This window comes from Planctomycetota bacterium (genome assembly GCA_016207825.1).
In the GTDB taxonomy this organism is placed as follows: Bacteria; Planctomycetota; MHYJ01; order JACQXL01; family JACQZI01; genus JACQZI01.
The window spans coordinates 41,931-52,071 of sequence record JACQZI010000002.1; the positions used below are offsets into that span (position 1 = coordinate 41,931).

Consider the following 10,141-nt stretch of genomic DNA (forward strand, 5'->3'; position numbering starts at 1 on the left):
GTCGTGAGAAGGATAATAACAAAAATACTGCGGTTAATCTAAACCGTAATTTCACCTATTATCTAATAGAACAGAGTTTTCTTGACTTTCACGCAATATCTGCTATCATAGATAATTTGTGCTTTATAGTTTTTATCGTAGTTAATAAACCATGCCCTGTGTGCGAACGGGGCACGAAGAAGGGAGTTAACGAACGTGGCAGAAAATTTGTTCCTTAAGAATATGGGGATTCTCGATAAGAATATCGAGAAAGAAGTAAGCGGCCTCATGAAGTCTTATTCCGCCGAAGAACTTTCCAAGCTTTACAAAGAATCAATCCGGGAATTCAAGCCCCATACCATCGTCAAGGGTAAAGTCATCTTAGTCCAGGATAAACAGGCCGTCGTGGATATCGGATATAAATCCGAAGGCCTTATCCCACTGCAGGAATTCGAAAAACCGGCTGAAGTCAAGCCGGGCGATGAACTGGAAGTATACCTGGAAACGGTCGAAGACGAATCTGATTTAATCGTCTTATCCAAAAGCAAGGCAGATTATATCCGCGGATGGGAACGGATAATGCAGGCCTATAAGGAAGGCGACCCGGTAAAAGGCACGGTCACCCGCAAAGTAAAAGGCGGGCTTATCGTCAATATCGGCGGGCCGGCATTCCTGCCCGCTTCCCAAGTGGATATCAGACGCCTCGATGATATCGGAAAATTAGTCGGCAAGGAAATAGAAGCCAAGATTATCAAACTCGATTCCGAACGGATGAGCATCATCATTTCAAGGCGCAAATACATGGAAGAACTGCGCAGCGCCCAGAGAGAAAAGCTCCTTAAGGAATTAAAAGAAGGCGACGTCCGCGAAGGGATCGTCAAGAATATCGCCGATTACGGCGTATTCGTTGACTTGGGCGGAATAGACGGGCTACTCCATATTACGGATATGGCATGGCGCCGTGTCAGCCATCCTTCGGAAATAGTCACCATGGACCAGAAAATACAAATAAAGATACTCAAAATAGACACCACCACCAACCGCATTACCGTCGGATTTAAACAGCTTACTCCAAACCCGTGGGAAAAAGTAGAGCAGAAATATCCGGCTAATACACGCGTTAAGGGCAAGGTCGTAAATATCATGCCTTACGGCGCGTTTGTCGAACTCGAAAGCGGAGTGGAAGGGTTGCTCCATATTTCCGAAATGTCCTGGACCAAGCGCATATCCCATCCTTCTGATATGCTCGCCATCGGTGATATAATCGAAGCAATGGTGCTTAAAATCAGCAGCGAAAAACAGGAACTGCTTTTAGGTATGAAACAGCTTGAAGTTAATCCTTGGACAACCATAGAAGGCAAATATCCTCCGGGAACCCGCATCCAGGGCCGGGTAAGGAATTTAACCACCTACGGCGCTTTCATTGAAATAGAAGAAGGAATTGACGGGCTACTCCATCTTTCCGATATTTCGTGGACTAAGAAAATCGTAAAGCCTGCCGATGTGATTAAGAAAGGCGACAAGATAGAAGCCATGGTTTTATCTGTTGACCCGGAAAAGAAAAGGGTTTCGCTGGGCCTTAAACAGCTCACCGCCAATCCATGGGAAACCACTATTCCGGAAAAATACAACGTCGGCGCGGTTGTCCCGGGTAAGGTATTGAGGTTGACTAAAGACGGTGCGGTTATCGAACTTGCGCCTGATATAGAAGGATTCCTGAAATTAGTCAAGGAACCGGAATCAGCTGGAGCTGAAGGCACACCGAAAGAAGAAGGTGAGAAAGTTCATCTTAAGATAGATGATGCCGTAACCGTAGAGGTCACCAAGATCGACCCGGCCGAAGGCAAAATAATGTTGAAAATGGGTTCCCAGCCTTCTTAAAAAGCACCGGACTTTAACCCGCGTTCCGAAGATAATATCGGGACACCCGCTCCGCCGAAACGGAGACGAGGCGAGGGGTTTTAATTTATAAGGTACTGAAGCTCAATAATGTGCGGAATAATTGGCTGTGTCAGCAAGCGCAATGTCAGCGAAATTATTATCAACGGATTGAAACGGCTGGAATACCGCGGTTATGATTCAGCCGGCCTGGCCGTCATCCCTAATGGAGCCAATAAAAAATCTTTCCATTTAAAAAAGACAGCCGGCAAAATTTCCGCGCTCGAAGCATTAATCAACCACAATGATTTCACCGGAACAATCGGCATTGGACACACCCGCTGGGCAACCCATGGAATTCCCGCGGAAAATAACGCGCATCCCCATTTTTCCTGCAATAAAGAAATAGTCGTGGTCCATAACGGCATTATTGAAAACTTCGAGGAACTGAAAGAGGAACTGCTCAAGCAAGGGCATAAATTCAGCTCGGAGACCGATACCGAGGTGATAGCCCATCTTTTGGAAAAGTATCTTAAAAAACATTCCCCGCAGGAATCATTGCAACGGGTAGTGAGCATCCTTGAAGGCAGTTTTGCACTGGGGATTATTTTCCTCAAAGAACCTCAAACTCTCTACGGCGCGCGTTGTAACAGCCCTCTGATTATCGGGGCCGGAGACGGTGAAAACTTCATTGCCTCGGACGTACCGGCGATACTGCCATATACGCACAAAGTTATTTACATAGATGAAGGGCAGGTTGTCCGCCTGACCGCGGATAAGATTAATATTTTCGGGTTTGACGGACGAACGCACCGGGCGCTCCCCAAGGAAATCAAGTGGGATATCAAAGATGCGGAAAAAGGCGGATACCCGCATTTCATGCTAAAGGAAATTTTCGAACAGCCGTCCGCAGTGGAATCTTCCATCAGTTATTATATCAATAGCAAAGGATGCGGCAAATTTAAATGCCTTTCCAATCTTAAGGAAAAGCTTAAGAAAATCAATAGGATTGTGATAACTGCCTGCGGAACTGCCTGGCATGCGGGATTGGTAGCTAAATACGCATTGGAGGAATTATGCCGCCTGCCGGTCGAAGTAAGCATCGCCTCTGAATTCCGTTACGGGAATCCGGTATTGGATAAGCATACTTTGTTTTTAGCCGTAAGCCAGTCAGGCGAAACGGCCGATACATTGGCGGCATTGCGCGAGGCAAAGTGCGCAGGTGCATTAACCATGGCTATCTGCAATGTCGTCGGCAGTTCTATTACCCGGGAAGCCGATACAACCGTTTACACCTATGCCGGGCCGGAAATCAGCGTTGCTTCGACAAAGGCTTATACTTGCCAGATATCAGTGCTACTCCTTTTTGCTGTTTACCTCGCCCGTTTACGCGGAAGCATCTCAGGCAATACGGAAAAACAATTGCTAAAGGAAATAAAGACGATTCCGGCAAAACTCAAAACCGTGCTGAAATCAAGCGAAGCAATACGTTCATTTGCGCATAAGTATAAAAACGCCCCCAACTTTATGTATATTGCACGGCGTTATAATTTTCCGAACGCCTATGAAGGCGCCTTAAAGCTTAAGGAAATATCTTACACCCATGCCGAAGGCTATGGCGCCGGTGAAATGAAACACGGCCCTCTGGCATTGGTGGATAACACCTTTCCAACAGTGACAATCGCCGTTAAAGGAACAGTTTACGAAAAGATGCTTTCCAATATCCAGGAAATAAAGGCGCGCCGGGGAATTATTATCGCGGTTGCCACCGAAGGTGATGAACATATCCGTCATATGACGGATGATATTATCTATGTGCCGGAAACCCAGGAAATGTTTTCTCCCTTGCTTACGGTGCTTCCATTGCAATTACTGGCTTATCACACAGCCGTTGCCAAAGGACGCAATGTCGACCAACCGCGCAACCTCGCCAAAAGCGTTACCGTAGAATAATTGAACTTTTTCCTTATTTTGAGCGTTTATATATATGGAAGATAGTTTTATTTGACCGCATATGGATTTAATAATATTATATTTAATCAGTTTAACAAGGAGGCATTTATGAAAAAAGGAAACGCGCTTTTGGTGATTGTTCTGATACTGCTTGCCGGGGTTATTATTTCCGTGTCCGTTTATTTTACGGCGAAGCAAACTCCTCATGGCAAAAAGGATGATACAGGATCTACAACCGCCACAGGGCAAACCAGCCAACTAAAGACCCTGACAACATCTGAACTCCTGGAACAAACCTTTGAAAAAGGCCTAGCATGGCTCATGAAAAGACAGCAGGATAATGGTGCATGGCAAAACCCGCCCCTGCCCGGAGGAAAAGGAAGTGAACCCGACGTTGCTTTCACTGCTTTAGCAATCATTTCGGTTGGCAAAGCTCCCCAGAAATACCGCGAGACCTACAAAAGCCAGATAGAAAAAGGAATTAAGTATCTCCTTGACCATGTCAATGAAAACGGTGAGGTAATAGATTCGGAAACACCGCCCACCTATGCGACTTACAAGACATCGCTGGCGATAGTCGCCCTAGTAACGATAGACAAGGAAAAATATAAAGACTCTATCAATAAAGCGATGGATTACCTCGTGAAAAACCAATTCGGCCCGGAAGACGGGGACGCCCAAAGCGGCGGTTGGGGCTACCAGGAAAAAGGGCCGAGCCCGAAAAAAAACGCCAATCTTTCAACCACCCAGTTTGTCATGATGGCTTTAAATGAAGGCGGCCTGCCGGAAGACAGCGATACATGGAAAAGAGCCGTTGAATTCCTTAATAAGGTCCAAAGCTCCAGCGAAAACAATAAATTCAGGGTAACTTCAAATGACGGTGGTTTTTTCTATTCCCCGATAGAAAGCAAGGCGGAAAAGAAAGAAGTTCTGCCGGACGGCACCGAAGTTTTAAAATCCTATGCTTCCATGACCTATTCGGGCCTTTTAAGTTTTATTTATGCTTACGTGGATAAAAAGGACCCGCGGGTCCAGGCAGCTTATAACTGGATTAAGCAAAAATATTCTCTTGAAGAAAACGTGGGATTAAGAACCGACGAAAAACCTAATTTAGGCAAGCAGGGTTTATATTATTATTACCACTCTTTTGCCAAGGCACTGGATGCGTACGGGGAAGCTACCATTATAACCATGCCTGATAAAACAAAACATAATTGGGCAAAAGACTTAACGGAAAAACTCGCTCTTCTCCAGAAAAATGAAGGATTCTGGGTTAACGAATTTGAAGAACGCTGGTTTGAAGGCTATGAAGGACTGGCTACCTCATTCGCGCTGATATCTCTTGATATATGCCGTAAATGGGTAAAACCGGAGACAAAATAGCCGATACTGATATAACGGAAAAGATTGACATTACGGATTAAGTTCATAAAATAGGTAAATACCAGGCAGGCGTAGCTCAGCCCCCGATATTCATCGGGGACAAGGATACGTTCTAAAAGCGGGCGTAGCTCAGTTGGTAGAGCACAACGTTGCCAACGTTGTTGTCGCCGGTTCGAACCCGGTCGCCCGCTCATGTTATTTACTATATCATCCATCATTTAAAAAGGAGCCTTTTAAATGAAAGGCATGCTGGTAATTTTTGTTGTCCTACTCATCGGAATGGTTGTTTTCTGGCAATATTTTCTGACCGAACAATCTACTCCTGACCCGAATACCGGTAAAAATAACACTTCATCCGATACCGGCAATGACCCCGCTTCCCAAAACCCGAACAGGAATAATCAAAATATTCCGCCTAACCGCATTCCATCAAATATCAGAAGCCGTGTAGTCATAGTCCGCAATTCCAAAATATGGGGCGATAAAAACACAATTAACCAGATACAAATGCAGCGTATGCTCAGCGTTGCCTTAAACGAGCTTTTCCTGATTGATTCATCCAAAGAGGCATTTAAGAAAATCATTACGGCGCAGGATAAAGTGGGTCTCAAGGTAAACGCTTACCTGGGCCAAAAGTCAAATTCGACCCATCCGGAATTGGCGGAGGCCGTCTCAACGCTATTAATCCAGGCAGGCGTTCAGGAAAACAACATCATCATCTGGGACCGGGCTAAAAACGAACTGGAAGACGCCGGATACAAGATAAATACTTCCGCGGAAGGCAAACGATGCCTGGCAACCATGACTCACCGTGTTGAAAGGCTGGCACAACCTTTCATGGGATATGACGACGCGGTTATTGCCGTAGGAAAATCCTCCACGAGGCTTTCTTCCATCCTTACCAAATTCACCACCGTTACCATCAATATGCCTGTATTGCGCACCCACAAATTTACCGCCAACTGCGGCATTAACAACGCGCTACAGAATATGTACCACGCCATCGAAATAACCCCCCGGAACACGGAAGCTTTATATGCCAATGAATGCGATCCCGGCGCGGCCGAGGTCTACGGGATAACCGAGATAAAAAACAAAACCAAGCTGGTTATATGCGATGCGCTCACCCCGCTTTATGACGGCGGGCCCATGGATGACCAGCGGTACCACACTAATTACAACGGGATAATCATGGGAATAGATCCGGTCGCGGTGGACGCGGTCGGACAAAGCGTGCTCCAAAAAATACGCGATAAAAAAGGCGGCAAAGAATGGCCCAAACTGGTCACAAATTACCTGATTACCGCCGAGAAAAATAACCTCGGCATAAGCAACCTGTCCCGCATCCAAATTATCGAGAAAGATTTGGATTACTAAGCTTTCATATCTTTTTACTTGACTTGTTCGGTTTTAAAGGTATATTGTCCCATTTAATAATAATTAAGGGGAATAAACTATGCCTAATCCTAAAAGAAAACTTTCAAAATCATGGCAGATGATGCGCCGTTCCCACTTGGCTCTCAAAGAATCTAATTTATCTGTCTGTCCCCGCTGCCACCAGCCCAAGCTGCCCCACCGCGTTTGCGGAAACTGCGGGTATTATAAGGGAAAAGAAGTCATTAAATTATAGCCGCTATTTTATAAGGTGAACGACAGTGATGAAGATTGCTTTAGATGCAATGGGCGGTGATTTTGCACCGGCTGAAACCGTCCGTGGAGCCGTCCTGGCCGCCCAAAATAATCCTGATATAACCATCCTGATGGTAGGCACTCCGGACGCGCTGGAAAAAGAGTTTGCCTCCGTCGGCGCCAAACCTAAAAACATTGAAATCGTCGCCTCTTCCCAGACGGTGGAAATGTCCGAATCACCGGTGGACGCCATCAGGCGCAAGCCGGATTCCTCTTTATTTAAAAGCATCAATCTGGTCAAAAAAGGGGAAGCCTCTGCCATAATTTCCGCCGGTAATACGGGTGCTGCAGTCGCCGGCTCCACCATGACGCTCGGTTTTCTCCCTAATGTCAAAAGGCCCGGAATTGCCATACCGGTCCCCAGCAAAAACGGGATTTGTTACGTTATTGACGCGGGCGCTAATATTTATTGCAACCCGCTTCACCTTTTGCAATACGGAATCATGGCCTCGGTTTACTGCCAACAGGCAAAAAATATCGCCAACCCGCGCGTCGGCGTATTAAATATCGGGGAAGAGGATTCCAAAGGCAACGAGCTTGTCAAACAAACCATCGAGCTTTTCAGGAAAACGGAACTCAACTTTATCGGGAGCGTCGAAGGGCGCGGCATTTTTGAAGGACAATGTGAAGTAGTAGTCTGCGAAGGGTTCGTCGGGAATGTCCTTTTAAAAACGGTCGAGGGATTCGCCGAATTTATGCTGAAATCAATTTCCGCCCAGGCGGCAAATTACTGCAAAGACAACGGCGGAACGGAACCGATAAAAAACATACTGGGCAAGATAAAAGAACGGACGGATTACGCCGAATACGGCGGGGCTCCGCTTTTGGGCTTAAACGGAATCGTCATAATTTCCCACGGGCGTTCAAATGCCAAAGCCATTGCCAACGCCATAAAAGTGGCCGGGGAATCCACGCGCCATAACCTCACGGAAGAAATCAATAAAGGGCTGAACACGGTCCAAAAACATATTTCGTGGATGGATGTGCTTAAAAGCTGGAGAGCCACTCATCGTTAATGATATAAAAATGAACCAGAAAGTTTCTATCGTTTCAACAGGCTCTTTCCTGCCGGGAAAAATCCTGACCAACGCGGATTTACAGAAGATGGTGGATACCAGCAACGAATGGATTATGGAGCGGACCGGCATAAAAGAACGCCACGTCATAAGCAACGGAGAGGCGACTTCCGACCTGGCGGTCAAGGCTGCCCAAAACGCCCTTGCCCAGGCGAATCTATCACCGGAAGACCTGGATTTAATCATCGTCGGCACGGTTACTCCCGACCAGCTCGTTTCATCTACCGCCTGTTACGTCCAAAACAAATTAGGCGCGCGCCAGATTGCGGCCTTCGATGTTTCCGCCGCCTGCACCGGATTTATTTATTCACTTACCGTCGGCCGCCAGTTTGTGCTGGGCGGTCATTATAAAAATGTCCTGGTCGCGGGAGCCGAATCGCTCACCAGCGCGACAAATTACGCCGACCGCAATACCTGCATCCTTTTCGGGGACGGCGCAGGGGCCGTTATTCTCCAGCCGGGCGACCACGGCCATGAAATACTTTATACCAGTATCTTTTCCGACGGCTCCGGCAGCGAGATGATGAGCCGCCCTTCAGGCGGGTCAAAAATGCCCAATACGGTGGAAACAATCCAAAACCGCCTGCAATATATCCAGCTCAGGGGACGCGAAGTCTTTAAGTTCGCGGTCATGAAAATGGTCCAGCTTATCAAGGATTCGCTTTCTAAAACAAAACTGTCCATAAAGGACGTCGCGCTAATAATCCCCCACCAGGTTAATATGCGCATCCTGGAAGCCGCAGCAGAAAAGCTGGAATTTCCCATGGATAAGATTTTTATCAATATCGAGCGTGTCGGCAACACCTCGGCCGCTTCCATCCCGATTGCCCTTGACGAAGCCGCCCGTAACGGCATGATGAAAAAGGGAGATATTATTATCCTTGTCGCCTTCGGCGGAGGACTCACCTGGGGCTCGGCCGTTATCCGCTGGTGATAACATGAAAACACCCCCGAACACTTTTGGGGTGATTTCGTGTTATGAAAACAGCATTTTTATTCCCGGGACAGGGCGCCCAGTTTGTCGGCATGGGCAAAGACCTTTACGAAAATCATCCTGTGGCACGCCGGATGTTTGATAAAGCCAACCAAATCGTGGAATTCGATATCGCCAAAATATGTTTCGAGGGGCCGGATACCGAGCTTAACAAGACCAATATCTGCCAGCCGGCGATTCTTATCATGAGCCTGGTTTCCCTGGCGGTCTGGAACGAAAAAGACGGCGACCCCGATAACCCTATCGTCCCGCGGAACGAAGCGGAGCGGGGCAAAGAAATAATTTCCTCTTACGACGCCTCAGCGGGCTTAAGCCTGGGTGAATACACGGCGCTGGCCGCCAACGGCGCGCTTTCTTTCGAGGATGCCGTCCATATCGTCGAGCGGCGCGGGACTTTCATGCAGGAAGCTTGCGACCAACACCCCAGCGGAATGGTTTCCGTCATAGGATTGGAGCGAGCCAAGCTCGAAGAAATCTGCAAAACAGCCTCGGCCAAAGGCGGAGTGGTAAATATCGCCAATCTCAACTCACCCGGACAGATTGCTATTTCCGGGGACAACGAAACCTTAAAAACCGCTTCGGAAATGGCAAAGGCAGCTGGGGCACGCAAAGTCATCCCTTTAAAAGTAGCCGGCGCTTTCCATTCGGCATTGATGAAACCGGCCGAGGAAAAACTTAAAATCGAACTCGACAAGATAAAAATAAATACTATCACCAAACCGGTCATCTCCAATGTCACGGCTGATTACGTCCGGACGCCCGATGAAATAAAAAGATGCCTCGCCAGGCAGGTAACTAGCCCTGTTTTGTGGGAAGATTCAATGAGGCGCCTGGTCAAAGAGGGCGTCAAGGAATTCTATGAAATCGGCCCGGGCAATGTCCTGACCGGCCTGATGCAGAGAATCGATTCAACCGTTACCTGCCGTAAGGTTTAAGATTTATAGCTATCTGCCCTACTTTTTCTATCCCCCCATAGCCTTTAGTCAGCATGCCGAGTATACTTATGAGGGTGTTAGCCAGGAAGGTTAGTAATACACTTTTTTTGTGAGGGGTGTATTAGGTAAGGCCGAAGGTATCATACGGTAAGGCCGAAGGTATTATATGGTAAAGCCGGAGATGTTATAGGGTAAGGCTTAAGGTGTGATACGGTAAGGCCGGAGATATGATACGGTAAGGCTATAGATGGGGA

At 47.3% G+C, this 10,141-nt stretch carries 8 protein-coding genes and 1 tRNA gene; all 9 read left to right on the forward strand.

The genetic code is table 11. The features are described 5' to 3' along the window. Positions 1 to 195: 195 nt before the first annotated feature. A complete protein-coding gene (locus tag HY811_00260) occupies positions 196 to 1,860 on the forward strand; it encodes a 30S ribosomal protein S1 (protein MBI4833244.1) in 1,665 nt (554 codons plus the stop codon). 108 nt (positions 1,861 to 1,968) lie between these two features. Then, positions 1,969 to 3,810 carry a glutamine--fructose-6-phosphate transaminase (isomerizing) gene (gene glmS, locus HY811_00265; GenBank protein ID MBI4833245.1) on the forward strand — a complete coding sequence of 614 codons (1,842 nt, stop codon included), beginning with the start codon at positions 1,969 to 1,971 and terminating at the stop codon, positions 3,808 to 3,810. Positions 3,811 to 3,918: 108 nt separating this feature from the next. Then, positions 3,919 to 5,193, forward strand: a complete 1,275-nt coding sequence (locus HY811_00270) for a terpene cyclase/mutase family protein (GenBank protein ID MBI4833246.1) — start codon at positions 3,919 to 3,921, stop codon at positions 5,191 to 5,193. Positions 5,194 to 5,311: 118 nt separating this feature from the next. Beyond that, positions 5,312 to 5,384, forward strand: a tRNA-Gly gene (locus HY811_00275). Between the two features lie 46 nt (positions 5,385 to 5,430). Next, entirely contained in the window at positions 5,431 to 6,570 is a 1,140-nt protein-coding gene (locus tag HY811_00280; protein MBI4833247.1) for a DUF362 domain-containing protein, read from the forward strand. Between the two features lie 79 nt (positions 6,571 to 6,649). Continuing rightward, positions 6,650 to 6,823: a 50S ribosomal protein L32 gene (rpmF, locus tag HY811_00285; protein ID MBI4833248.1), complete on the forward strand. Its 174-nt coding sequence runs from the start codon at positions 6,650 to 6,652 to the stop codon at positions 6,821 to 6,823. 28 nt (positions 6,824 to 6,851) lie between these two features. After that, entirely contained in the window at positions 6,852 to 7,898 is a 1,047-nt protein-coding gene (gene plsX / locus HY811_00290) for a phosphate acyltransferase PlsX (GenBank protein ID MBI4833249.1), read from the forward strand. Positions 7,899 to 7,908: 10 nt separating this feature from the next. Next, a complete protein-coding gene (locus tag HY811_00295; protein MBI4833250.1) occupies positions 7,909 to 8,892 on the forward strand; it encodes a ketoacyl-ACP synthase III in 984 nt (327 codons plus the stop codon). Between the two features lie 44 nt (positions 8,893 to 8,936). Beyond that, positions 8,937 to 9,887: an ACP S-malonyltransferase gene (locus HY811_00300; GenBank protein MBI4833251.1), complete on the forward strand. Its 951-nt coding sequence runs from the start codon at positions 8,937 to 8,939 to the stop codon at positions 9,885 to 9,887. The last annotated feature ends 254 nt before the right edge of the window (positions 9,888 to 10,141 follow it).

Excerpts from the sequence above, each read along its gene's own strand:
- HY811_00300 (MBI4833251.1), top strand. The coding sequence starts at position 8,937 with ATGAAAACAGCATTTTTATTCCCGGGACAGGGCGCCCAGTTTGTCGGC.
- HY811_00295 (MBI4833250.1), top strand. The coding sequence starts at position 7,909 with ATGAACCAGAAAGTTTCTATCGTTTCAACAGGCTCTTTCCTGCCGGGA.
- HY811_00270 (MBI4833246.1), top strand. The coding sequence starts at position 3,919 with ATGAAAAAAGGAAACGCGCTTTTGGTGATTGTTCTGATACTGCTTGCC.
- HY811_00280 (MBI4833247.1), top strand. The coding sequence starts at position 5,431 with ATGAAAGGCATGCTGGTAATTTTTGTTGTCCTACTCATCGGAATGGTT.
- glmS (MBI4833245.1), top strand. The coding sequence starts at position 1,969 with ATGTGCGGAATAATTGGCTGTGTCAGCAAGCGCAATGTCAGCGAAATT.
- rpmF (MBI4833248.1), top strand. The coding sequence starts at position 6,650 with ATGCCTAATCCTAAAAGAAAACTTTCAAAATCATGGCAGATGATGCGC.
- plsX (MBI4833249.1), top strand. The coding sequence starts at position 6,852 with ATGAAGATTGCTTTAGATGCAATGGGCGGTGATTTTGCACCGGCTGAA.